Origin of the sequence: Streptomyces sp. NPDC001941 (assembly GCF_040296945.1) — a bacterium.
In the GTDB taxonomy this organism is placed as follows: domain Bacteria; phylum Actinomycetota; class Actinomycetes; order Streptomycetales; family Streptomycetaceae; genus Streptomyces.
This window is the reverse complement of the sequence record NZ_JBEOYE010000027.1, coordinates 81758-105738: the sequence shown is the minus strand read 5'-3', so window position 1 is coordinate 105738 and position 23981 is coordinate 81758. Positions and strand designations below refer to the sequence as shown.

At 73.7% G+C, this 23981-nt stretch carries 9 protein-coding genes; 5 read left to right on the top strand and 4 right to left on the bottom strand.

The annotated features are described in order from the left end of the window. Positions 1–185: 185 nt before the first annotated feature. The 3 genes from ABT160_RS19875 to ABT160_RS19865 all read right to left on the bottom strand — a co-directional run bounded on the left by ABT160_RS19875 (position 186) and on the right by ABT160_RS19865 (position 16973). A complete protein-coding gene (locus ABT160_RS19875; protein WP_351648979.1) occupies positions 186–13253 on the bottom strand; it encodes a DUF7927 domain-containing protein in 13068 nt (4355 codons plus the stop codon). Positions 13254–13406: 153 nt separating this feature from the next. Further along, positions 13407–14942 carry an alpha/beta hydrolase gene (locus tag ABT160_RS19870; RefSeq protein ID WP_351648978.1) on the bottom strand — a complete coding sequence of 512 codons (1536 nt, stop codon included), beginning with the start codon at positions 14940–14942 and terminating at the stop codon, positions 13407–13409. A gap of 132 nt (positions 14943–15074) precedes the next feature. Further along, positions 15075–16973, bottom strand: coding sequence for an APC family permease (locus tag ABT160_RS19865; RefSeq protein ID WP_351648977.1), 1899 nt, complete (start codon positions 16971–16973; stop codon positions 15075–15077). Between the two features lie 223 nt (positions 16974–17196). Between ABT160_RS19865 and ABT160_RS19860 the strand changes: the two genes are divergently transcribed. Continuing rightward, complete coding sequence (locus ABT160_RS19860; protein ID WP_351648976.1) at positions 17197–17694, top strand: hypothetical protein; 498 nt, start codon at positions 17197–17199, stop codon at positions 17692–17694. 97 nt (positions 17695–17791) lie between these two features. On the opposite strand, the gene ABT160_RS19855 is transcribed toward ABT160_RS19860, so the two are convergent. Further along, positions 17792–19741 carry an APC family permease gene (locus tag ABT160_RS19855; RefSeq protein WP_351648975.1) on the bottom strand — a complete coding sequence of 650 codons (1950 nt, stop codon included), beginning with the start codon at positions 19739–19741 and terminating at the stop codon, positions 17792–17794. Positions 19742–19995: 254 nt separating this feature from the next. Here ABT160_RS19855 and ABT160_RS19850 point away from each other — a divergent pair, with 254 nt between their 5' ends. From ABT160_RS19850 to ABT160_RS19835, 4 genes are all read left to right on the top strand, one after another. Beyond that, complete coding sequence (locus ABT160_RS19850; protein ID WP_351648974.1) at positions 19996–20451, top strand: tellurite resistance TerB family protein; 456 nt, start codon at positions 19996–19998, stop codon at positions 20449–20451. Positions 20452–20692: 241 nt separating this feature from the next. Continuing rightward, positions 20693–21088, top strand: coding sequence for a TOBE domain-containing protein (locus ABT160_RS19845; RefSeq protein WP_351648973.1), 396 nt, complete (start codon positions 20693–20695; stop codon positions 21086–21088). Positions 21089–21106: 18 nt separating this feature from the next. Then, positions 21107–21916, top strand: coding sequence for a molybdate ABC transporter substrate-binding protein (modA, locus tag ABT160_RS19840; protein ID WP_351648972.1), 810 nt, complete (start codon positions 21107–21109; stop codon positions 21914–21916). A gap of 10 nt (positions 21917–21926) precedes the next feature. Next, the gene (locus ABT160_RS19835) at positions 21927–23969 is read left to right on the top strand and encodes an ABC transporter permease (protein ID WP_351648971.1); all 2043 of its coding nucleotides are present in this window, start codon (positions 21927–21929) and stop codon (positions 23967–23969) included. Positions 23970–23981 lie beyond the last annotated feature (12 nt).

Here is a 23981-nt window from a genome sequence, read left to right as displayed (position 1 = left end):
GGGCGGGGGGGGCCTGGGTTGGGCGTTTCGCGTTGGGGGTGGGTGCTGTATCCCGAGTCCTTGTTGCGGTTTCAGTAGGGGGGGGGGGGGGGGGGGGTTTTTTTGTGTTTGGGGGGGGGGGGGGGGGGGGGGGGGGGGGGGGGGGGGGCCCGCCCCCCCCCCCCCCCCCCGCCGTTCCGCTCCCGTCAGTGCCTCCCCGTCGGGCCGCCCCTCCTGCGGACGCGCATCGTTGCGATCAGGGTCAGGCCCAGGAGGACCGCCAGGGCGGCGGCGAGGCCCAGGATGGTGTGGCCGTTGCCGGTGCCCGTGGGGGGCAGGGGGGTCGGGGTGGGGGTCGGAGTCGGGGTCGGGTCGATGACCGGGCCCGTCGTCACCTCGGGAGCCGTGCAGTCGTCGTCGGAGTGGGCGGACGGGCAGTTGGTGCCGCCGCTCGTCTCCGTGACCCGGTTGCGCAGCTTGCCGTCGCCCTGCTGGGCGTGCGGCTTGATCCGGAACGAGTACGTCACCGTCGCCGTGCCGCCCGCCGGGACCTCCGCCCGCCAGGTCAGCAGCCCGGCGTCCACCGACACCGTGCCCAGCGTGGTCCTGGCGTCGCCCGCGTACTCCGCGTCGTCCAGGACCCCGCTCAGGGCGTCCGTGAAGCCGCCGTCCGCGAAGGGCGCCGTGCCCGCGTTGCGCGCCGTGACCGTGTAGCTGACCTTGTCGCCCGGCTGGGGGGACTTCGGGGCGTCGACGGACTTCTTGAAGTCAAGGAGCGCTACGCGGGTCTCCACCAGGCACTCCGGGCGCTCGCCCGTGTCCGTCGGGCAGTTGGAGGCGTCGGACGGGGTCCAGACGTACGACGTCAGGATCAGGTCGCGCCAGCCGGCGCGCTTCACCGTCACCTCGTAGGAGACCGTCGCCGACTCGCCCGGCGCCAGGTCCGCGCCCTCCCAGCGCACGGAGCGGGAGTGCGGCGCCGCGGCGCGCGTCGCCCGGCCCGTCTCCGTCGCCGTGCCCCGGTCCGCCCGCAGGCCCGTGATGCCGTCCGCGTCGTCCAGGACGTCGTCCAGGCCGATCAGGAAGACCGGGCGCACCGCCGTCGACCTGCCCGTGTTCGTGATCACCGCGGTGTACGCGACGCGTTCGCCGCGCTTGGCCACCGTCTTGTCCACGTCGTGGCGCAGCCGCAGCCTCGGCACGCCGCCGTCCGTGACACAGTCCGCGCTCGGAGTCGGGGCGTTCTCAGGGCAGTTGGTGCCCGCGTCCGTCGACGTGACCCGGTTGCGCAGGGCCGCGTCACCGCGCGGCGACGACTGCACCCGTACCGCGTAGGTGATCGTCACCCGGCCGCCCGCCGGGACATCGCCCTTCCAGGACAGCCTGGGCGCGGCGTACGCCACCGTGCCCGCCGACGCCCGCTCCTCGCCCAGCCACTCCGCGTCGTCCACGACGCCCGACAGGTCGTCGGTCAGCGTGAGGTCCCGCGCGTCGGCGGTGCCGCCGTTGGTGACCTCCACCGTGTACGTGACCTTCTCGCCCGGCTTCGGCGTACTCGTCGAGGCCGTCTTGCGGATGTACGGATCGGCGATCCCGACCGTCGTCGTGCACTCCTTCTCGTCCGCGCCCGCGCGGCAGTTGGCGCCCGGGGTGCCGCTGGTGACCTTGTTCACCAGCTTCCGGTTGCCGCCCGTGCGCAGCCGCTCCGGCAGCTTCACCGTGTACGTGATGGTCACCGTCGCCCCGCGGGCCACGTCACCCGTCCACGTCAGCTTCGGCGCCGCGTACGCCGCCGTGCCCGAGGACGCCCGCGCGGTCCCGTCGAAGTCGGCCTCGTCCACGACGTCCGTCAGGTCGTCCTCGACCCGCACGCCCGCCGCGTCGTTGCCGCCCGTGTTCCGGACCGTGACCGTGTACGTCACCTCACCGGTCGCCCCGGTCAGCGTCCGGTCCGCCTTCTTGGCGATCTCGATCCGCTGGGCCGGCACCGGGCTCGCGGTCGCCTGGGTGCCCGGGTCGACCAGCGTGTTCTTCGGCACCGGACCCGGCCACACGACCGCCACGTTCCCCGGCGCCGCCTTCGCGTTCCGGTCGAGCGTGCCGCTCAGCGTCCAGCTGAAGGAGCCGCCCACCTTCAGCGGGCCCGTGACGCAGGTGAACGTCCCGGTGCCGGAGCCGCTGTCAGCGAGGGAACAGTCGCCCTCGCCCGTCATCGTCGCGCCCGTCACTCCCGCGGGCACCTCGTCGACCACGCTCACCTGCCGCGCGTCCGACGGGCCCTGGTTGGTGACGGTCACCTTCCACTCGATCCTGCCGCCCGGCAGCACCGGCGAGGTCACCAGGACCTTGGAGACGACCAGTTTGCTGCGCAGCGTCGCGATCGTCGACGGGGACGCCACCGCGGAACGCGTCGGGTCCGCCGGGTCCGGTCCCCCGGTCACGGTCACCGTGTTGTCCGGCGCGTTCAGGGCGCCGGAGTCGAGCAGGCCGTCGAGCGTCCACGTACGGGTCTCCCCGACCGGGATCTCCACCGGCGCGCACACGAAGGCGGTGCCGTTCACCGCGCAGTTCGACGCGCCGCCCATCCGGGCGTCCGTGACGCCCGCCGGGACCTCGTCGCGCACCACCACGTCCCGGGCCCGCGACGGGCCCTCGTTCTTCACCGTGATCTTCCACTGGACCCGCTCACCCGGCACGACCGGCGCCGTGACCAGCACCTTCGTCACCGTGAGCTTCGCCCGCGAGGCCGGGGAGGCGGACGGGGAGGCCACCGCCGTACGGACCGAGGCCGACGGGTCGGGGCCGCCCGTCACCGTCACCGTGTTCACCGGTGCGGCCGTCGCGTCCGCGTCCAGTACGCCCTTCAGGATCCAGGACGCCGAACCGCCCGCCTCGATCTCCACCGGCTCGCACACGAACTCGCCGTTCGTCTCCTCGCACTCGGACTCGCCGGACATCGCCGCACCGGTGACCCCTGCCGGGACCCGGTCCCGCACGACCACGTCACGGGCCCGCGACGGTCCGTTGTTCTTGACCGTCACCTCCCACTCCACCGACTGGCCAGGCACCACCGGGGAGGTCAGGAGCACCTTCGACACCTCCAGGCCGGCGCGCGCCTCAGGAGAGGCGGACGGCGAAGCCACCGCCGTACGGACCGAGGCTGAGGGGTCGGGGCCGCCCGTCACCGTGACCGAGTTCGTGGGCGTGGTCGTCGCGTCGGCGTCGAGCGTGCCCGTCAGCGTCCAGGAAGCCGACGCGCCCGCCGCGATCTCCACCGGCGCGCAGGAGTACGTGCCCGAGGTCAGCGTGCAGGACGAGTCGCCGGTCATGGTGGGGTTGGTGACGCCCGCCGGGACCTTGTCCTTGACCACCACGTCACGAGCGCGGGAGGGGCCGTCGTTCTTGACGGTCACCTTCCACTCCACCGACTGGCCAGGCACCACCGGCGACGTCACGAGCACCTTGGTGACCGTGAGGTTCGCCCGCGCGGACGGCGACCCGGACGGCGAAGCCACCGCCGTGTGCACCGACGCCGAGGGGTCCGGGCCACCCGTCACCGTCACCGTGTTCGTGGGCGTCACCGTCGCGTCCGCGTCCAGTACACCCGTCAGCGTCCACGACGCCGACGCACCCGCCGCGACCTCCACCGCGTCACACACGAACTCACCAGCACTCAGCGCGCAGTTGGAGGCACCGGACATCGTCGCGCCCGTCACACCCGACGGCACCTTGTCCCTCACCACCACGTCACGCGCCCGCGACGGACCGTCGTTCTTCACCGTCACCCGCCAATCGATCCGCTCACCCGGCACCACCGGGGACGTGACCAGCACCTTCGTCACCGTCAGCTTCGCCCGTGTCACCGGGGACTCGGACGGGGAAGCCACCGCCGTACGGACCGAGGCCGAGGGGTCCGGGCCGCCCGTCACCGTGACCGAGTTCGCCGGCGTGGTCGTCGCGTTCGCGTCCAGTACGCCCGTCAGCGTCCACGACACCGACGCACCCGCCGCGATCTCCACGGCCTCACATACGAACTCACCAGCAGTCAGTGCGCAGTTGGACGCACCCGTCATCGATGCGCCCGTCACACCCGACGGCACCTTGTCCTTCACCACCACGTCACGGGCCCGGGAAGGACCGTTGTTCTGGACGGTCACCTTCCACTCGATCTTCTCGCCCGGCACGACCGGGGAGGTGACCAGGACCTTGGTGACGACGAGGTTGGCGCGCGCCTCCGGGGAGGCGGACGGCGAAGCCACCGCCGTACGGACCGAGGCCGACGGGTCCGGGCCACCCGTCACCGTCACCGAGTTCGTCGGCGTCACCGTCGCGTCCGCGTCCAGTACGCCCGTCAGCGTCCACGACACCGACCCGCCCGCCGCGACCTCCACCGCGCCACACACGAACTCACCAGCATTCAGCGTGCAGTTGGACGCGCCCGACATCGACGCGCCCGTCACACCCGACGGCACCTTGTCCCTCACCACCACGTCACGCGCCCGCGACGGACCGTCGTTCTTCACCGTCACCTTCCACTCGATCCGTCCGCCCGGCACCACCGGGGACGTGACCAGCACCTTCGTCACCGTCAGCTTCGCCCGTGTCACCGGCGACTCGGACGGGGTCGCCACCGCCGTGCGGACCGACGCCGAGGGGTCCGGGCCGCCCGTCACCTTCACCGAGTTCGCCGGCGTGGTCGTCGCGTTCGCGTCCAGTACGCCCGTCAGCGTCCACGACACCGACGCACCCGCCGCGATCTCCACCGGCGCGCAGGAGTACGTGCCCGAGGTCAGCGTGCACGCCGAGGCGCCCGTCATCGTGGCACCGGTCACGCCCGCCGGGACCTCGTCCTCGACCACGACGTCACGGGCCCGGGACGGGCCCTTGTTCTGGACGGTCACCCGCCACTCGATCTGCTCGCCCGGCACCACCGGCGAGGTGACCAGGACCTTGGTGACCACCAGGTTGGCGCGCTTGCGCGGGGTCAGGGACGGCGAGGCCACCGCCGTGCGCTCGGACGCCGAGGGGTCGGGCCCGCCGGTCACCCGAACCGAGTTCGTCGGCGTGGTCGTCGCGTCGGCGTCCAGGGTGCCCGTCAGCGTCCAGGACACCGAGCCGCCCGCCGGGATCTCCACCGGCGCGCAGGAGTACTCGCCGGCCGTCAGCGTGCAGGCCGAGTCGCCGGTCATCGACGGGGACGAGACGCCCGCCGGGACCTTGTCCTTCACGACCACGTTCCGGGCGCGCGACGGGCCGTTGTTCTTCACCGTCACCCGCCACTCGATCGCCTCGCCGGGCACCACCGGGTCCGTGACCAGGACCTTCGAGACCTCAAGGCCCGCCTCCGGCTCGGCCGCCGTGGCCGGGGCCGTCGCGCGGTGCTCCGAGGCCGACGGGTCGGGGCCGCCCGTGACCCGTACGACGTTCTCCGGGGCCTCGGTGGCGTCCGGGTCGAGGGTGCCGTCCAGGAAGAACGAGCGCGACTCCGAGACCGCCAGGTCGAACGCCGGGCAGACCGCCTCGCCCGCCGTGATCGTGCACTGCTCGTCCGTCTCGGTGGTGAACTCCGGGTCGTTCAGGCCCGCCGGGACCCGGTCCCGCACCACGATGTTCCGGGCCTTCGACGGACCGTTGTTGGTCACCGTGATCTGGTAGTCCACGTGCCCGCCCGGCACCACCGGGGAGGTCAGCAGCACCTTGGTGACCACCAGCGAGGCGCGCGGCTCCACCGTCGCGGACGGGGAGGCCGTCGCGGTGTGGGTGGCGCCGTCGGGGTCGGGGCCGCCGGTCACGGTCGCCACGTTCGCCGGGACGCTGACCGCGTCCTGCGTGAGGCGCCCGGTCAGGGTGTACGTACGCGTGGCGCCCACGGCCAGTTCGATCGCCGGGCACTCGGCGGTGCCCGAACGGACCGTGCAGGACGTGCTGTTGGCGTCGTCCGTCATGGTCGCGCCGACGATGCCGGTCGGGATCGTGTCCCGCACCACCACGTCGCGCGCCTTCGACGGGCCGTTGTTCTTCACCGTGACCCGCCACCGCACCTGCTCGCCCGGCACCACCGGGTTGGTCAGCAGGACCTTGGAGATCTCCAGGTGCGCCCGTACGTCGGGGGACTCGCTGGGGACCGCGGTCGCCGTGTTGTTGCCCTGGCTGGGGTCGGGGCCGCCGGTCACGAAGACCGTGTTGACGGGGGTCGCCGTCTGGTCCGCGTCCAGGGTGGCGGTCAGGGTGTACGACTTGCTCGCGCCCGGCGCCAGTTCGGTCTCCGGGCACACCGCCGTGCCGTTGCCGATGGGGCAGTCGGTGCCGTCCGAGTCGGCCTTCATCGACGGGTTGGAGACGCCCGCCGGGACCGGGTCGTTGACCTGGACCTTCCGGGCGCGCGACGGGCCGTTGTTGCGGACCGTGACCCGCCACTGGATCTGCTGCCCCGGGACGACCGGGCTGGTCAGCAGCACCTTGGACAGGGTCAGGTCGGCGCGGAGCTCGGGCGACGCGGTCGGTTCCGCCGACGCGGTGTGCTCGCTCGCGCTCGGGTCCGGGCCGCCGGTCACCTTCACGACGTTCGTCGGGGTGGTCGTGGCGTCCGGGTCGAGCGTGCCGGTCAGGGTGTACGTCTTGGTCGCGCCGACGCCCAGCTCGGCGGGCGGGCAGACCGCCTCGCCGCCGGTGACCGGGCAGGGCGTGCCGTCGCTGTCGGCGTGCATCTCGGCGTTCGTCACGCCCGCCGGGACGGTGTCCCGCACGACGACGTTCCGGGCGACCGAGGGTCCGTTGTTCTTGACGCTCACCCGCCACTGGACGGCCTGGCCGGGGACGACCGGGGAGGTCAGCAGCGTCTTGGAGACCTCAAGGGAGGCGCGCGGGTCCACCGTGCCGGACGGGGTCGCCGACGCGCTGCGCTCGCTCGCGCTGGGGTCGGGGCCGCCGGTGAGCGTCGCCGTGTTGGCGGGGGCCGTGGTGGCGCCCGGGTCGAGGACGGCGGTCAGGGTGTACGACTTGGAGGCGCCCGGGGCCAGTTCGACGGCCGGGCAGGTGGCGACGGACCGCACGACCGGGCACTCGGCCCCGTCGTCGTCGGCGCGCATCCGGGCCTGGGTGGTGTTGGCCGGGACCTGGTCCTTGACCACGACGTCACGGGCGCGCGAGGGGCCGTTGTTCTTCACGGTCACCCGCCACTGCACCTGCTGGCCGGGCACGACCGGGTTGGTGAGCAGGACCTTGGAGAGCTCCAGGCCGGCGCGGGGCTCCGGGGAGGCGGAGGGGGAGGCCACGGCCGTGCGCTCGGACGCGGAGGGGTCGGGACCGCCCGTCACCTTCACCGAGTTCGTCGGCGTGGTCGTGGCATCGGCGTCCAGGGTGCCCTTCAGCGTCCAGGTCGCCGAGGCGCCCGCCGCGATCTCCACCGGCGCGCAGGTGTACGTACCGGAGGCGAGGGTGCACGCGGACGAGCCGGTCATGGTCGTACCGCTGACACCGGCCGGGACCTCGTCCCTGACCACGACGTCACGGGCGCGGGACGGGCCGCTGTTCTTGACCGTCACCTTCCACTCGATCTCCTGGCCCGGCACGACCGGCGAGGTGACCAGGACCTTGGTGACCTCCAGGTTCGCCTTGGCCTGCGGCGACTCCGAGGTGGACGCGGACGCCGTGCGCTCGGACGCGGAGGGGTCCGGGCCGCCCGTCACCGTGGCCGTGTTGGCGGGGGTGGTGGTGGCGTTCGCGTCCAGGGTGCCCTTGAGCGTCCAGGTGGCGGAGCTGCCCGCCGGGATCTCCACGGCCGCGCAGGAGTACGTACCGGACGCGAGCGTGCAGGCGGAAGAGCCGGTCATCGAGGGCGAGTTGATGCCCGTCGGGACCTTGTCCTTCACGATGACGTTACGGGCGCGGGAGGGACCGTTGTTCTTCACGGTCACCCGCCACTCGATCGCCTCGCCCGGCACCACCGGGGAGGTGACCAGCACCTTGGTGACTTCCAGGCCCGCGCGGGGCTCCGGCGAGGTGGACGGGGAGGCCACGGCCGTGCGCTCGGACGCGGAGGGGTCGGGACCGCCCGTCACCTTCACCGAGTTCGTCGGCGTGGTCGTCGCGTCGGCGTCCAGAGTGCCCTTCAGCGTCCAGGAAGCCGACCCGCCCGCCGCGATCTCCACGGGCGCGCAGGTGTACGTACCGGACGCGAGGGTGCACGCGGACGCGCCGGTCATCGACGTACCGGTGACACCCGCAGGGACCTCGTCCTTCACGACCACGTTCCGGGCCCGGGACGGGCCCTCGTTCTTGACCGTCACCCGCCACTCGACGGGACCGCCCGGGACGACCGGCGAGGTGACCAGCACCTTCGTGACCGTCAGCTTCGCGCGCGACTCCGCCGTCGACGGCTCGGCGGAGGCGACGTGCTCGGACGCGCTCGGGTCCGGGCCGCCCGTCACCTTCACCGCGTTGGCCGGGGCGGTCGTCGCGTCCGGGTCGAGGGTGCCCTTCAGGGTCCAGGTCGCCGAGGCGCCCGCGGCGATCTCGACGGCCGCGCAGGAGTACTCACCGCCGGTGAGGGTGCAGACCGAATCGCCCGTCATGGAGGGCGAGTTGACGCCCGCGGGCACCTTGTCCTTGACGACGACGTCACGGGCACGGGACGGGCCGTTGTTCTTGACCGTCACCTTCCACTCGATCGTCTCGCCCGGCACCACCGGGGAGGTGACCAGCACCTTGGTGACCACCAGGTTCGCGCGCGACTCCGCCGTCGTCGCGGACGCCGAGGCTGTACGGGAGGAGGCGGACGGGTCCGGACCACCCGTCACCGTCACGCCGTTGGCGGGGGCGGCCGTGGCGTTCGCGTCGAGGGTGCCCTTCAGGGTCCAGGTCGCGGAGGCACCCGCCGCGATCTCCACCGCCGCGCAGGAGTACTCACCGGCGGTGAGGGTGCAGGTGGAGGCGCCGGTCATGGTGGGGTTGGTGACGCCCGCCGGGACCTTGTCCTTGACGATGACGTTGCGGGCGCGGGAGGGACCGTTGTTCTTGACGGTCACCTTCCACTCGATCTCCTGGCCCGGCACGACCGGCGAGGTGACGAGCACCTTGGTGACCACCAGGTTCGCCTTGGCCTGCGGCGACTCCGACGTGGACGCGGACGCCGTGCGCTCGGACGCGGAGGGATCCGGGCCGCCCGTCACCTTCACCGCGTTCGTCGGCGTGGTGGTGGCGTCCGGGTCGAGGGTGCCCTTCAGGGTCCAGGTCGCGGAGGCGCCCGCCGCGATCCCCACCGCCGCGCAGGAGTACTCGCCGCCGGTCAGCGTGCAGGCCGAGTCACCCGTCATCGAGGGCGAGTTGACGCCCGCGGGCACCTTGTCCTTGACCACGACGTCACGGGCACGGGACGGGCCGTTGTTCTTGACCGTCACCTTCCACTCGATCGCCTCACCCGGCACCACCGGGGAGGTGACGAGCACCTTGGTGACCACCAGATTTGCCTTCGGCTGCGGCGACTCCGACGTCGACGCGGACGCCGTGCGCTCGCTGGCGCTCGGGTCCGGGCCGCCCGTCACCGTCACGGAGTTGGTGGGCGTGGTGGTCGCGTTCGCGTCGAGCGTGCCGGACAGCGTCCAGGTCGCCGAGGCGCCCGGGTCCAGGTCGACGGCGGCGCAGGAGTACGCGCCGCTCGCGAGGGTGCAGGCGGAGTCGCCGGTCATCGTCGCGCCGGTGATGCCGGCCGGGACCTTGTCCTTGACCACGATGTCGCGGCCCTTGGAGGGCCCGTTGTTCTTGACGGTCACCTTCCACTCGACCTTCTCGCCCGGCACGACCGGGGAGGTGACCAGCACCTTGGTGACCACCAGGTTCGCGCGCGACTCCGCCGTCGTCGCGGACGCCGAGGCTGTACGGGAGGAGGCGGACGGGTCCGGACCACCCGTCACCGTCACGCCGTTGGCCGGGGCGGAGGTCGCGGCGGCGTCCAGGGTGCCCTTCAGGGTCCAGGTCGCGGAGGCACCCGCGGCGATCTCGGCCGCCGCGCAGGAGTACTCGCCAGCGGTGAGGGTGCAGGTGGAGGCACCAGTCATGGTGGCGTTGGTGACGCCCGCCGGGACCTTGTCCTTCACGACGACGTTGCGGGCGCGGGACGGGCCGCTGTTCTTGACCGTCACCCGCCACTCGATCGCCTCGCCCGGGACGACCGGGGAGGTGACCAGGACCTTGGTGACCTCCAGGTTCGCCTTCGGCTGCGGGGAGACCGAGGTGGAGGCCGACGCCGTACGCTCGCTGGCGCTCGGGTCCGGGCCGCCCGTCACCGTCACCGTGTTCGTCGGCGTCGTCGTCGCGTCCGCGTCGAGCGTGCCGGACAGCGTCCAGGTCGCCGAGGCGCCGGAGGCGATGTCGACGGCGGGGCAGGTGAACTCGCCGCCGGTGAGCGTGCAGGTGGACGCTCCCGTCATCGTCGCGCCGGTCACGCCCGCCGGGACCTTGTCCTTCACGACCACGTTCCGGGCGCGCGACGGGCCGCTGTTCTTGACCGTCACCCGCCACTCGACCTTCTCGCCCGGCACGACCGGCGAAGTGACCAGGACCTTGGTGACCTCCAGGCCCGCCCGGGGCGTGGCCGTGGACGGCGACGCGGTGGCGGTGCGCGTGGAGGCGGACGGGTCGGGGCCGCCCTCGACGGTGGCCTTGTTCTCCGGGACGCCCGTGGCGTCGGCGTCGAGGTCGCCGCTGAGGGTCCAGGTGAGGGAGGCGCCGGGGTCGATGGCGCCGGGGCCGCACACGTACTCCTTGCGGTCGCCGAAGTAGGTGCAGGACGTGTCGCCGCGCATGGACGTGAAGACCACCCCGTCCGGGGCGGTGTCGCGGACGACGACGTTGCGGGCGCGCGAGGGGCCGTTGTTCTTGACCGTGATCCGCCACTGGACCTGCTGGCCGGGGACGACAGGCGAGGTCAGCAGGACCTTGCTGATCTCCAGGCCCGCCTTGGGCTCAGCGTCGAGGGCGGAGTCGGAGCGGCAGGACGTCTTGCAGTTGTCGTCGGTGGTGCCGGAGGGCCGGGTGACGAAGGCGCTGTTGTTCAGGTTGCCGGTCGTGTCGGCGGGCACCGTCCCGGTGACCGTGTAGGTCACCTTGCCGCCCGCCGCGAGGTTCACCAGCTGGTCGATGTCCCCCGTACCGGAGGTCTTGGTCCCGCAGGAGTTGCCGGCACCGCTCGTCGCACAGGTCCAGGTGAAGCCTTTGAGCGCGTCCCGGAGCGTGTCGGTCACGCGGGCGCCGGTCGCCGGGGCGGGGCCCGCGTTGGCGACCTCGATGGTGTACGTGAGCTTCTCGCCGGGCGTGTACGAACCGGTGGCCGGGGTCTTCTTCACCGACAGGCCGACCTTGGTGACCCACTGGATCACGATCTCGCCGTTGCCGCCGGCGGTCTGGCCGCCGCCGGTGCCGATGCCGCTGCGGTAGAACGCCTCGTCCTTGCCGCCGGAGTCGCTGCCCGTGGCGTTCGCGGTGCTCATGGCACCGTTGTTGGTACGGGCGTTGGTGACGCCCGTACCGCCGGTGAAGCCGGAGCCGCCGCCGCCCATGCCGTTCAGGTCGTTGCCGCCGGAGCTGAGCTGGCAGCGGCCGCCGCCGCCGCCGAAGTAGCCGCCGCCACCGCCGCCGCCGCCCTCGTTGGTCTGGGCGCTGGCGCCGTCGCCGCCCCAGCGGGAGCGTCCCGCGGCGGCCGCGATGGGGCAGCCGCCGTCGGTCGCCGCCGCACCGCCCGCCGTCTGGGTGCCGCCCCGGCCGGAGAACCTGGGCTGGTTGTCCTGGCCGCCGGACGTGCCACCGCCACCGCCCGGCACCGGGGTGTTGGTGTCCGCTCCCGGTGAGGAGCCTCCGCCACCGCCCGCGACCAGCGTCATGGCCCAGTCGGCGGTGCCCGCCTTGGTCCACACCGTCGACATGCCGCCGCCGGAGGCGCCGGTGGCGTCGGTGCGCCCGGCGCCACCGGGGCCGCCGTATCCGTAGGGCGTCCCGACGCTGTTCATCTGGCCGCCCTGGCCGACCATGAGGAACAGCTGCTGGCCGGGGGTCACCGCGAGCGTGCCGAGGGTGAAGCCGCCGCCACCGCCGCCGCGCTGGCCCGAGTAGTACTCGCGCTTGACGCCGCCGCCGCCCGCGCCCCACATCCGGGCCTGGACGCTGGAGACGCCGGCCGGGACCGTGAAGAACTGGTCCGTGCCGGAGTAGGTGTACCGCTGGCAGTCGGTGAACGCCGCATCCGGCGTGCACGACTCCACGGCTCGCGACCCGGAGCGGCGCTCGGTGCGGGGCATCGGCCCCTGCCGGACCGCCGGCTTCTCCGCCCGCTCGTTCGCGGGCGAGCGCCGGTGGTTCGCGGGCGCCCCCGGGGCCCCGGACGGCGAGGCCGAACCGGACGGCGACGCGGAAGCAGTGGCGGGCGCTGACGGGGACGCCGACGCGCGCGGCGGCGCGACGATCCGTACCGCCGCCGCCCGCAGCGCGCCGCTCGGGGTGCGCACGCTGCCCTGGACCTCGTCGCCGTCGTTCCCGGACAGCACGGCCGTACGGTACGAGACCTGCGGGGCGTCACCGGTGAAGGCCACGACGAGCCGGGCGGCGCCCTTGCCGCCCTCCGCCGTGACCGTGATCCGCGAGGTGTCCCGCCCGTGGTGGGCCGGGTAGCCCAGGCCGCCCAGGTCGAGGACGCCGTCCGTCAACCGCCTGCCGGTGTAGCCCTCCAGGGGCGTGCCGGTCGCGTCGAGCACGGTGAGCCGGACGCCCGCCGAGGGGCCGTCGACGCGCGCGGCGCGCCAGCCCCGGACATGGCTGTACGCCGACCGGCCGTCGGCGTAGTAGTCCCCCGGGTCGACCCCGGCTCTCGCGGCACCGCCCCGGAAGGGGACGTCGGCGACGGTGGCCGGGCCTTCCACACCCTGGGGATAACGGCCGGTGATGCGCAGTCCCCCGTCCGTGCCCCGGGCCTCGACGCCCGGTGGCAGTCGCAGTGAGCCGTCCTCGACCGCGAGGCGGTGGTCGACGCGGTCGGTGACCGAGAGGGAGCCTTCGCCGGGGGCGAGGTCGGGCAGGTTCACCACCCAGCGCACCGAGTCGCCCGGGCGGACCCGGTCGACCGGCAGGCCGTCCTCGCCGACGGGGTACTTGCCCTGGCCGGGGACCGCGCCGGAGGCGCCGCGCCCGGCGGCGGCCGAGAGGCTGCCGACGGTTGCCCACGAGGGGAGGCTCATCAACAGCGCGAGCACCAGACCAACGACGTTGAGGCGTCGGGCGAGTGTCATCGGGGCTCCTGCTTTCGTCCCGGTCGGGCCGGACAGACCTGCGCCGGGCGACCACGAAAGGGGGATGGTCGCCCGGCGCGTTCGGCCACTGCGTTCGAGAACAGGAAGCCATGACGATCAGTCAGATCCACTATCTGACATGACGTCAGTCAGTTAATTCATCCGCCCGGACCAGTCCGCCGCGCAGAGCACGTCGCCCGCGGGACGCCGCCCCTCCGTCAGGAACCGGCTGACCAGCGTGTTCCCGCAGGCGTTGCCCGTGCCCAGGTAGGAGCCGTGGCCGCCGCTGTCCACCGCGACCATGCGGGCCCGCGGCCCGAACGCCTCGCGCAGCTTCTGGGCGCCCGCGTACGGAGTGGCGGGGTCGCGCAGGTTCTGCACAATGAGCACGTTCGACGGGCCCCGGCCGGTGATCCGCACCGGCTTCTCGTGCGTCACGTCCTTCCAGAACGCGCAGGGCAGCACGTTCGCCGTCATCCCGGCCGTCAGCGGGTGGCGGGCCCGGTCCGCCCGCACCGCGCGCTCGTACGCGGCCAGGTCGCCCGGCATCGCCACGTCGTTGCAGATCCCGGCGACCGTCACGGCCGCGTCCTCGTCGGGCATCGGGCCCGAGAGCGCCGCCGGGAGCACCGGGGTCGCCTCCGGGTCGCCCGCGTCCCTGATCAGCCGGGCCAGCTCGGTGAACGGCCCGTCGCCGCCGTACAGGGCCAGCTGGAGGGCCTGGCGCAGGGTGTTGCCGGTCAGCGGGGCCGTGGCCGTCGCGCGCGGCGCCCGGTCGAGCCGCGCCGCCAGGTCCAGGAACAGCCCGCGCACCCGCTCGGGCCGCTCGGCCAGCCGCAGCTCCCCGCGCGCCGGGTCGGCGGCCCAGGCGGCGAAGTCCGGGAAGCGGTCCTCGGCGCCCCGCGCCATGTTGGCCAGCCAGCCGCGCGCCAGCCGCCGCGGGTCCGGGTCGCCCGCGCTGTCGAGCACCCAGCGGTCGGTGCGCCCCGGGTGGCGCTGCGCGTACACCGCGCCGACGTACGCGCCGTAGGAGGTGCCCCAGGCGGAGAGCTTCTCCGCGCCGACCGCGCGGCGCAGCGACTCGATGTCGCGCACCTCGTTGGCGGTGGTGTAACTGGCCACCAGGGCACCGCCGTTGCGGTGGCACGCCTCGGCGACGCGCCGCCCGCGGGCCGCGTTCTCGCCGATCTCCCCGTCCGGCCCCGGCCAGCCGCGCAGGGTCACCATGTACCGGTCCGCGGGCGCGATCCCGCACCCCTTCTTCGTACTGCCGCCGACGCCGCGCGGGTCCAGGGTGACGATGTCGTACGCGCCCTCCGTGGCCGCCCGCAGCGCCGCGCCCTTCTGCGTCAGCCGCTGCACCCCGGAGGAGCCGGGGCCGCCCGCGAGCAGCAGCAGGGTGCCGCGCCGGGCCGCCGGACGGTCGGAGCGCAGCCGCGACACGGCGATCCTGACGCGCTCCCCTCCGGGGTCCCGGTAGTCCAGGGGCACGGAGAGGTCGGCGCACTCCTGCTCGCGCGGCCCCTGCTCCTGGGCGCAGGACCGCCACGCCAGCGGGGCGGGGGCGGCGGAGGCGGGGGTCGCGGCGGCGGTGAGGGTGGCGGCGACGGCGGAAGCGGAGAGGGCGAGGGCCAGGGCGCGGGAACGGGAGCGGGCGCGGGGTGCGTATCGGGACGCGTAACTCGGCATGGGGACAAGGGTGGTTGAGGAGTGACACGCGAACCATGTGGCAGGCGTGACGAAGGGGGGTGGGGCAGGCCCCCGCTTCGGGAGGGGGGTTGGTGGCGCGGAGCTGCCGCACGGAACCGGTGGGGTGGCGGCTCAGATCCGCAGGCGCAGGCGGCAGATCGCCGCGTCGGTGTCCCGGCGCAGGGCGTGCGCCACGACCGCGCCGCGCTGGTTCTGCAGCACCCGCTGCCAGACCCGGGCCGGTTCCGCCTCCGGGATGAGGACGGTGATCCTGGTGCCCGGGCGGGCCTCGGCCAGCTCCCGTACGTACGCCACGACCGGGCGGCCCAGGGTGCGGCGCTCGCTGGTCAGGCGGACCAGGGGCACGCCCGGGTCCCACAGCGCCCAGTCGCGCTCCAGCGCCTCGGTCCGCTCGCGGTCCTCCGGGTCGGCGTGGCACACGGTCACCGCGCGCACCTCGTCGCCCAGCGACACGGCGGCGGTCAGCGCCTCGCTGGTGACCCGGGTCAGCGAGGACACCGGGACGACCACCAACGAGCGGTCGCGGTGCGGGGGTTCGGGGACGCGCCCGACCTCGAGGCGCTCGCCGATCCTCGCGTACGCCCGGTGCACCGCCTCGAAGCCGGCCACGAGCAGCGGCAGGGCCACCACGACCAGCCAGGCGCCGTCGTGGAACTTGGTGGCGGTCACGACGACGGCGCTGACGCCGGTGAGCACCGCGCCGGCGCCGTTGAGCAGGGCCTGCGCCCACTGCCGCGTGGCCCGCCAGTGCAGGACCATACCGAGCTGGGCCAGGGTGAAGCCGACGAACACGCCGATCGCGAAGAGCGGGACCAGGGTGTTGGTGTCGCCGCCGGAGAAGACGAGCAGGGCGGCGGAGACGGCGGCCAGGGCGAGCACGCCGTGGCGGTGCACCTGGCGGTCGGCCTTCAGGCCGAAGACGTGCGGCAGGTAGTTGTCGCGGGCCAGCAGCTTCAGCAGGACGGGCAGCCCGCCGAAGGAGGTGTTGGCGGACAGCGCGAGCAGCAGCATGGTCGCGAACTGCACCAGGTAGAAGGCCCAGTTGTGGCCGACCGAGGCGTCGGCGAGCTGGGCGAGGACGGTGACGCCCTCGACCGGCTGGAGTCCGAAGCGGGAGATGAGGACCGAGAGCCCGATCAGCATCACGCCGAGGAGCGCGCCCAGCGCGACCTCGGCGCGCTGGGCGCGGCGGGCGGCCGGGGCGCGGAAGCTCGGCACGGCGTTGGCGATGGCCTCCACGCCGGTGAGCGCCGAGCAGCCGGAGGCGAACGCCTTGAGCAGCAGCAGCGCGCCGACGGTGGTGGCGTCGTCGGCGAGCGCGGAGGCGTGCCCGGCGGAGGCGGCGGTGGAGACGGGGGCGTCGCGGAACAGCCCGACCGCGATCAGCGCCAGGACCGACCCCACGAACACGGCGGTGGGCAGCAGGAACACCCGCGCCGAGTCGACGACGCCGCGCAGGTTCACGGCGGTGACCAGGACCAGCACGCCCAGGCAGATGACCAGGCGGTCGTCGTACAGGGCGGGGAAGGCGGAGGTGAGGGCGGCGACGCCGGCGGTGACGGCGACCGCGACGTTCAGGACGTAGTCCAGGACGAGCGAGGCGGCGGCGACCAGGCTGGTGCGCCGCCCCAGGTGCGCCTTGGCGACGGCGTAGCTGCCGCCGCCGTCGGGGAAGGCGGCGATCACCTGGCGGTAGGACGCCACCAGGACGGCGAGGAGGGCGGCGATGGCGAGGGTGACGGGGAGCGTGAACCCGAGCCCGTGCGCACCGGCGGCGGCCAGCACCAGGACGATCGCCTCGGGCCCGTAGGCGACGGAGGCCATGGCGTCGAGGGAGAGGGCGGCGAGGCCGGTGAGGGTGGTGAGTTTGTGGGGGGCGGTGGGGTCGGTGGGTTGCTGGCGTCGCCCGTGCTGCTCGTGCCTCTGGTGCTGGTCGTTCTGGTCGTTCAGGTCGTGCTGTACGTGCTTCTCGTGCACGGGTGCGCCGGGGTCGGCGGGCGGGGCGGACATGGGCGGCGGACTCCTTCGTTTCACGTCCGCTCAGCGTGCGGCGGCCCCCCTGCCGGGGCGACCGGCCCTGGCGCGTTCTTTGCGCCGCGGCGTGCGCTCTTCACGCGTTCTTGATGGCTGGACGGCCGCTGGCGTGAAAGGGCCGTCAGGAGTGCGCCAGTTGCGCGTCAAGGTGGCCCCGGCCCGTATCGGCGGGGGGTGCTCCGCTCCTACCGTCGCGACCATGGGATCCGACAACGCGGTGGTGTGCGACGAGTCGTGGGCGGGTGAGGTGCGGGACGCCGTACGGTGCGCGGCGCTCCTGCTGGTGCTGCTGCTGGCGGTCGACGGCGGCGACGGTGAACTGACCTGGCCGCGGGCGGTGCTGTGGGTCTTCCTGGCCGCGCTGCTCTTCACGGTCCTGTACCCGGCCCGGGTGCGCGCGGGCCCGGGCTACCTGGAGAGCCGCGGCCTGCTGGGCCCGCGGGTGGTGCGGACGGACCGGCTGGTGGCGGTGCGGTGGTCGGAGGGGGTGTCGCAGCGCCTGGTGCTGCGGGACGCGGAGGGCGGCCGGGTGGAGGTGGACCCGCGCACCCTGCTGTCGTGCCCGGCCCTGTGGCACCGGGTGGCCCTGGACGCGCGGGGGTGCGTGGAGCGGGGGGAGCTGGTGAGCGGGGCGGGGGCGCTGTTGCGGTTGGAGGGGGAGGTGGTGCGGGGGGTGTTTCGGGTGTCGGGGTTGTGAGGGGGGTGGGGGCCGGGCCCACGGGGGCGGGGCGCGCTTCTTGGCCCTGGCGCACGGGGTGCGGGCCGCCCCCACCCGCGCGCCGCCCCCGCCCCCCTCACCCCACGTGCACCCTCGGCCTCCGCGACAAGTCCGGTTCCGCGCGGCGGAGGACCTCGCGGGTGACCGGGGCCACCTCGCCGTCGCCGAACACCAGGAAGCGCAGCAGGTGGCTCACCGGGTCCCCCTCGGTCCAGTTGAAGTACACGTGCGGCACCTCGTCCGTGCGCTCGCGCAGCTCCAGGAGCACCGCCGCGATCGTGTTCGGCACCGTCGGCCCCTCCACCCGCAGCCGGCGCACCCCGTACTTGGTGTCCCCCCGCACCACCAGCGGCGCGTCGAACTCCGAGGAGTCCCGCACGAACACCTCCAGGAAGATCACCGGGCCGCCGCCCGGGATGTGGGTGTCCTCCCGCTGCGAGTACTCCTTCGCCCGGTAGGCCACCGTCGTGTGCTCCTGCGGCTCGTTCGCGATGATCCGCAGCGGCCCCTGCGTCCCCGCCACGTCCACCAGGCGCTGCGCCTCCGTGTCCAGCGTGACCTCGCTGGTGCGCAGTTCGAAGGCCCGGTGGACACGGGAGGCGAAGGAGAAGACGACGATCGCCAGGATGAACAGCAGCGCGATCTTGATGCCGTCGGGGCGTTCCACCACATTGGTGACCAGGGTGTACGCGAAGACGACCGTGACCAGCGCGAACCCCGCCGCTGCCTTGCGGTGGCCGCTGCGGCGGGCCGCCGCGGCCGAGGCGAAGGACGCGGACAGCATCAGGACCAGCACCCCGGTCGCGTACGCCCCGCTCTGCTTGTCCACGCTCGCCCGGAAGTACAGCGTGATCCCGACCGCGATCGCCATGAACACCAGGACCAGGGGCCGCACCGCGCGCGTCCACTCCGGCGCCATGCCGTAGCGCGGAAGGTAGCGCGGCACCAGGTTGAGCAGCCCGGCCAGCGCGGAGGCCCCCGCGAACCACAGGATGCAGATCGTCGAGACGTCGTACACCGTGCCGAAGCCCTCGCCCAGGTAGGCGTGCGCGAGGTAGGCCAGGGCGCGGCCGTTCGCCTTGCCGCCGCTCTCGAACTCGTGCTGCGGGATCAGCAGCGTCGTCGCCAGGCTGGACAGCAGCAGGAAGCAGCTCATGATGACGGCGGCCGTGGTGAGCAGCTTGCGGGTGTCGCGGATGCGGCCGGCGGGATTCTCGTACGTGTCCGAGTCCGCGCCCCGCACCTGCGGCATCACCGCCACGCCCGTCTCGAAGCCGGACATGCCGAGCGCGAGCTTGGGGAAGACCAGCAGCGCCACGCCGACCATGACCAGCGGCGACGAGTGCTCGGCGGTCATCGCCCTCCACCAGTCGTCGATCACGACGGTGTGCCCGAAGACGTGCGCGAAGGCGGTGCACAGGACGACCACGTTGAGCGTGAGGTAGATGCCGACCAGGACCACGGCGACGCCGATGGCCTCCCGGAACCCCTTGAGGAACACCGCGCCCAGCGCCGCCACCAGGACCAGCGTGATCCAGATGTTGCCGCCCTCGAAGAAGTGCGGTGCGTACGGGTTCTCCACCGCGTGCGCGGCGGCGTCGGCGGCCGAGAGGGTGATGGTGATCGTGAAGTCGGTGGCGGCGAAGCCGAGCAGCACCAGGACGAAGATCTTCCCCGACCACCAGGGCAGCAGCCGCTCCAGCATCGCGATCGACCCCTCGCCGTGCGGGGACTCCTTGGCCACCCTGCGGTAGACGGGCAGCGCCCCGGCGAGCGTCAGGGCGAGCAGGACGACGGTGGCCAGGGGCGAGAGGAGCCCGGCGGCGAGCGCGGCGATGCCGGGCTGGTAGCCGAGGGTGGAGAAGTAGTCCACGCCGGTGAGGCACATGACCCGCCACCAGCGGTGGCCCTGGTGCTCCTCGGGCAGCTCGCCGTGCGGCCCGGGGTGACGGGCCGTCTGTTCGCTGAGGCCGTCGAGCAGCCAGGCCCGCCAGGACGAGGTCGTGGTCTTGCCGGCACCTGACATGCCCCCATGCTGACCCGGGGTGCGGGGGGTCGCAGCTCGGGTGTGCCGTCGGGCGTACGGGGCGGGGGTGCGGGGCGCGTGTGGGGGTGGGGGGGCGGAGGTGCGGGGCGCGCGTACGGCTGGGGGACGGGGCGCGCGTACGGGATCCGCACGCGCGGGAACCCTTCCGCCTTCTACAGCGTTGTAGAGGTGCTCACCGGGCAGTACCGCGCCGACGGTACGCCCACGACCCCGAACCAGAATCTGGAGCCCCCATGGCCCTGTGGGACCGCATCAAGGAATCCGCGTCGACGATGCAGGACCAGCTCGTGGCGAAGAAGAACGACCTCAAGAGCGGCGCCTTCCGCGACGCCAGCATGGCGATGTGCGCCCTGGTCGCCGCCGCCGACGGCACCGTCGACCCCTCCGAGCGCCGCCGCGTCGCCCAGCTCATCGGCAGCAACGAGGTCCTCCAGAACTTCCCCGCCGACGACCTGCGCCGCCGCTTCGAGGAGTACCTCGACAAGCTCACCCAGGACTTCGACTTCGGCAAGGTCAGCGTCCTGCAGGAGGTCGCCAAGGCCAAGAAGAAGCCCGCCGAGGCGCGCGCCGTGATCCAGATCGGCATCGTCATCGGCGGCGCCGACGGCGACTTCGACAAGGACGAGCAGGCCGTGGTCCGCGAGGCCTGCTACGCCCTCGACCTGCCGCCGCACGAGTTCGACCTCTAGGACGCCTTGCGCCCGTAGCCCTCGGTACGGGCCCCGGCCCCGGCACGTACGCGCACCCCGGCCCCCTCCTCCCCCGGCACCCCCTTCGCCGCCGGGAGGTGGGGGCCTCCGCATGGGCCCCACCCCCAGCCGCGGCCCCTCCACCCACCTTGGTAGATTCCTCCGACCCGTCTCTCATCTGCTTGGATATCCCGACCCAATTGGTTGCAAATGAGAGCTGCCCCGGCCTACCTTGACGCACATGCAGTCCTACACGATCGGGCAGGCGGCCCGGCTCCTGGGCGTCAGCCCCGACACCGCGCGGCGCTGGGCCGACGCCGGGCGCGTCGCGACCCATCGCGACGAGAGCGGCCGGCGGCTCATCGACGGCAAGGACTTGGCCGCCTTCTCCATCGAGGTCGGCCAGGGCGGGGGCGGTGACGAGGACGCCTCGTACACCTCCGCGCGCAACGCCTTCCCGGGGATCGTGACCGCCGTCAAGCTCGGCGACGTCGCGGCCCAGGTGGAGATCCAGGCAGGGCCGCACCGGCTCGTCTCGCTGCTGACGCGCGAGGCGGTCGAGGAGCTCGGCCTCGAAGTGGGCATGCGGGCGACCGCCCGCGTGAAGTCCACCAACGTCCACATCGACCGCAGCTGATACGAGGTCACTCCCGACATGTCCCTCTCCACCCTCGCCCTCACGCCGCGCCGCACCGCCGCCGCGGTGCTCACCGCCGCCCTGCTCGTCCCGCTCGCCGCCTGCGGCGGCGGCAAGGACGACACCAAGAAGGCGGACTCCACGCAGTCCCCGGCCGCCCAGTCGAAGACGCTGACCGTGCTGGCCGCGGCCTCGCTCACCGACGTCTTCAAGACGGCCGGCGCCGCGTACGAGAAGGCGCACCCGGGCACCACGGTGAAGTTCTCCTTCGCCGGGTCCCAGGAGCTCGCCGCCCAGGTCAAGCAGGGTGCGCCGGCCGACGCGCTGGTCACCGCCGACACCAAGACCATGGACGGCCTCAAGGGCGAGACGGGCACGCCGACCGTCATCGCCAAGAACCGCCTGGTCATCGCCGCCGCCAAGGGCAACCCGCACAAGGTCGGCGCGCTGAAGGACCTGGCCGACACCAAGCTGAAGGTCGTCCTGGCGGCGCCCGAGGTGCCGGTGGGCCGGTACAGCAAGAAGGTGCTGGACGCCCAGAAGATCACGGTCAAGCCGGTCTCCCAGGAGCCCAACGTGCGCGCCGTGCTCTCCAAGGTGGAGCTCGGCGAGGCCGACGCGGGCATCGTCTACAAGACCGACACCCTGAAGTCCGGCGACAAGGTCGTCACCGTGGACATCCCGGACGCGCAGAACGCGATCGCCGAGTACCCGGCGGCCTCGCTGAAGTCCTCCAAGGACGCCGCCGCGGCCGAGGAGTTCGTGAAGTGGCTGTCCACGTCGGAGGCCCAGAAGATCCTCGCGGACGCGGGGTTCCAGCAGCCGTAGGGCGGGCCCGATGACAGCACCCAAGGCCCCGGTCCGTAAGGACCCGCAGGAACCGCAGGGCGCGCGGCCGGCGCCGGACGACGCCGCCGCGCCCCGCTCCGCGGCCGCGCGCCGGACCCGGTCCGTCCGCCGGGCCCGGCGCGCCTCCGCGACGAGCGCGCGGCGGGCGCCGCTGGCGCTCGCGGTGCCCGCGCTGGTGGCCGTGGCGTTCCTGCTGCTGCCGCTGGTCGGCATCCTCAGCCGCACCTCGTGGGGCGAACTGGGCGCCCACCTCACCTCCGAGGAGTCCGTCCAGGCCCTGAAGCTCTCCCTCGTCGTCTCGCTGTGGTCGCTGGGCCTGTCCCTGCTGCTCGGGGTGCCGCTGGCCTGGCTGCTCGCCCGGGTCGACTTCCCCGGCAAGGCGGTCGTACGGTCCCTGGTGCTGCTGCCGATGGTGCTGCCGCCGACCGTGGGCGGGGTGGCGCTGCTGCTCGCGTTCGGGCGGCGCGGGGTGCTCGGGCCGTGGCTGGAGTCCTGGTTCGGGCTCACCCTGCCGTTCCAGACCTCCGGCGCGGTCGTCGCCGCGACCTTCGTCGCGATGCCGTTCCTGGTGATCAGCCTGGAGGGCACGCTGGCCGGGCTGAGCCCGCGCTACGAGGAGACCGCGGCGTCGCTCGGCGCGTCCCCCCTGAAGGTCTTCCGCACGGTCACCCTCCCCATGGTCGCCCCCGGCCTGGTCGCGGGCGCGGCGCTCACCTGGGCGCGGGCGCTGGGCGAGTTCGGCGCCACGATCACCTTCGCCGGGAACCTGCCCGGCACCACCCAGACCCTCCCGCTCCAGGTGTACCTGCTGCTCCAGGACGACCCGGAGGCGGCGACCTCGGTGTCGCTGCTGCTGCTCGTGATCGCGATGGCGGTGCTGGTGTCGCTGCGCGGCCGGTTCACCGGGGCGGTGCGGGGGGCGGCGAAGGAGGTGCGGGACGAGGAGCCGGCACCGGTCCCCGGAACCGTGGCCCCGCCCTCGTACGCCTCCGGTGAACGCTGGTCGCTGCACGCGGAGTTGACCGGCTTCAACACCCTGACCCTGTCGGCGGAACCCGGCACCACCATCGCGGTGGTCGGCCCGAACGGCGCCGGGAAGACGACGCTGCTGCGGGCCCTGCTCGGCCTCACCGACCGTTCGTACGCCGAACTGCGCCTGGGCGACGAGGAGGTGGGCGCGCTGGCACCGCACCGGCGCGGGGTCGCGTGGGTGCCGCAGGACGGGGCGCTGTTCCCGCACCTGAACGCGCTGGCGAACACGGCGTACGGGCTGCGCACCCGGGGCGTGCCGCGCGCCGAGGCCCGGCGGGAGGCCCGGGCCTGGCTGGACCGGCTCGGCGTCGGCCACCTGGCGCACCGCAGGCCCGCCCAGCTCTCCGGCGGCCAGGCCCAGCGCGTCGCCCTGGCCCGCGCCCTGGCCTCGCGCCCCCGGCTGCTGCTCCTGGACGAGCCGCTGGCGGCCCTGGACCAGACGACGCGCGCGCACGTGCGGCACACCCTGCGCACCCACCTGGCGGGCTTCGGCGGGGTCTGCCTGATCGTGACGCACGACCCGGTGGAGGCGGTGTCGCTGGCCGACCGGGTCCTGCTCCTGGAGGACGGCCGCACGCTCCAGGACGCCCCGCCGGCCGAGGTGACCCGCCACCCCAGGTCGCCGTGGGTGGCCCGGATGCTGGGCCGCAACGCCTGGCAGGGCACGACCACCCCGGAGGGCCTGTCCCTCCCGGACGGCGCGACCCTGGTGGCGGCGGAACCCCTGCCCCCGGGAGAACCCGCGCTCGCCGTCATCCCCCCGGAGGCGGTGTCACTGCACCGCGACCGCCCGTCGGGCAGCCCGCGCAACGTCTGGCCGGGCACGGTCCGCGAACTGACCACGGTGGGCAGCCGCCTACGGGTCCTGGTCACGTCGCCGCAGGCCCCGGACCTGATCGCGGAGGTGACCCCACAGGCGGGAGCGGAGCTGGGGCTCGCGGACGGGGTGGAGGTCTGGACGAGCGTGAAGGCGGTCGAGGTGGTGCTGACGCGGACGTAGGGGGGGGCGCCT

What these genes read in the sequence shown, in the direction of transcription:
- ABT160_RS19875 (WP_351648979.1), bottom strand. Translation starts at nt 13,253, where the DNA reads ATGACACTCGCCCGACGCCTCAACGTCGTTGGTCTGGTGCTCGCGCTG.
- ABT160_RS19870 (WP_351648978.1), bottom strand. Translation starts at nt 14,942, where the DNA reads ATGCCGAGTTACGCGTCCCGATACGCACCCCGCGCCCGCTCCCGTTCC.
- ABT160_RS19865 (WP_351648977.1), bottom strand. Translation starts at nt 16,973, where the DNA reads ATGTCCGCCCCGCCCGCCGACCCCGGCGCACCCGTGCACGAGAAGCAC.
- ABT160_RS19860 (WP_351648976.1), top strand. Translation starts at nt 17,197, where the DNA reads ATGGGATCCGACAACGCGGTGGTGTGCGACGAGTCGTGGGCGGGTGAG.
- ABT160_RS19855 (WP_351648975.1), bottom strand. Translation starts at nt 19,741, where the DNA reads ATGTCAGGTGCCGGCAAGACCACGACCTCGTCCTGGCGGGCCTGGCTG.
- ABT160_RS19850 (WP_351648974.1), top strand. Translation starts at nt 19,996, where the DNA reads ATGGCCCTGTGGGACCGCATCAAGGAATCCGCGTCGACGATGCAGGAC.
- ABT160_RS19845 (WP_351648973.1), top strand. Translation starts at nt 20,693, where the DNA reads ATGCAGTCCTACACGATCGGGCAGGCGGCCCGGCTCCTGGGCGTCAGC.
- modA (WP_351648972.1), top strand. Translation starts at nt 21,107, where the DNA reads ATGTCCCTCTCCACCCTCGCCCTCACGCCGCGCCGCACCGCCGCCGCG.
- ABT160_RS19835 (WP_351648971.1), top strand. Translation starts at nt 21,927, where the DNA reads ATGACAGCACCCAAGGCCCCGGTCCGTAAGGACCCGCAGGAACCGCAG.